General features: G+C 58.9%; 1 protein-coding gene. It reads right to left on the bottom strand.

Annotated elements, in window-relative coordinates; translation table 11 throughout:
• Positions 1 to 237 precede the first annotated feature (237 nt).
• A complete protein-coding gene (locus AC2FI8_RS24495) occupies positions 238 to 1,278 on the bottom strand; it encodes an IS110 family RNA-guided transposase (RefSeq protein ID WP_282169972.1) in 1,041 nt (346 codons plus the stop codon).
• Positions 1,279 to 1,369: the final 91 nt, after the last annotated feature.

The following is a 1,369-nucleotide window of genomic DNA, read 5'->3' as shown; positions in this document are numbered from 1 at the left end:
AAGCGGTTCTCTGATCGCGGTATTGTCAAGGGCGTTGGATTTGTTGTCCGCCGGGGTCTTGGTTCTCTCCGAAGTCAGGTGATGCTGCTTCATGATGGCGTCCGGGGCTGATCGTCTGGAATGTCATTCACGAGGTTGATGCTGGTTGCGCCACCTCGACCGCTTTACGCGAGATCGATCTGCCTCCGTCCCGGAGGACGCCAAACCCACCCTATCCTCGGGCGGGCTTTCTGGTTGTCAGCTTGCAGGCTCCTTTGTCCAATTGAAATCTGTCCCGTCGCGCCAGATCGCGTGGAGGATCACCGCGATTTTGCGCGCGGTGGCCACAGCGGCCTTCTTGAAGCCTTTTCGCGTACTGAGCCGGATTGCCCAGGATTTGAGGGCTGAGAACCGCCTGACCTGTGTCATCAAGGACGTGGCGGCGGAAACAAGCAATCGACGCATCTCGGCATCCCCGCACTTGGAGATGCGGCCTGTTCTGTCGATCTCACCGGATTGATATCGTCTTGGTGTCAGCCCCAGGAACGCGCCGACATCGCGCGACCGGCGGAACCGGCTTGCATCATCTATTGTCGCAATGAAATTCAACGCAACCAGCGGCCCCACACCCGGCACGGTCATGAGGCGCCGCGCCAGTGGGTTCTGTTTGGCGACATGTATCAATTCATCACCCAGCATTTCCGCCGAGGCGCAAAGCTTTTTGTGGATCGGGATCATCGTTTGCGCCAGCAGCTCCAACATTGGATCACAAGAACCAGCCTCGGCCAGCTGGTCGCGGAACCCTTGTCGATAGTGCGCGCGCAGGACAGGCCCCATGCGGATGCCGAAAGTCTTCAGGACGCCCCGGATATGAGCTTCAAGATCCTTGCGCATGCGGATCAATCTCTCCCGCGCTGCAACCAGTGCTCGCACGCGGTCCGACGCTTCACTGCGAATGTGGACCTCGGTGAACCAGCCGGTCCGCGCCAACTGTGCCAACCCTTCCGCGTCTGCCTTGTCTGACTTGTTGAGGCGCGCCGACAGAGCCTTATGCGCCATGCGCGCGTCGATACAGGTGATCGGCACAGCTCGGCGCGCAAGTTCACGCGTCAGCCAAGTGGCCATTATCCCGCTTTCATGCACGACGCGCTCCACATCGGGGGCTCTCCGCGAAATGTATTCCGCAATGGTATCTGGTTCGGTCGGAATAGACGCGCGATGCAAGACCGTGCCTTCCGCATCCACAACGCAAACCGAGACCTCTTTCAATGAAACGTCGAGACCAACATAATGGCTCATGGTCGTTCTCCTCACGGCTTTTGATTGGTGAGGCTGATAATATCAGGCCTCGTTTGCCCAAGGAGAGCGACCACCGCGATCACACCATGTC

Source organism: Ruegeria sp. CDSB029 (assembly GCF_059611125.1).
Note: the sequence above shows the minus strand (reverse complement) of the source record. Positions and strands in the feature narration are given on the sequence as shown.

Excerpts from the sequence above, each read along its gene's own strand:
- AC2FI8_RS24495 (WP_282169972.1), bottom strand. The coding sequence starts at position 1,278 with ATGAGCCATTATGTTGGTCTCGACGTTTCATTGAAAGAGGTCTCGGTT.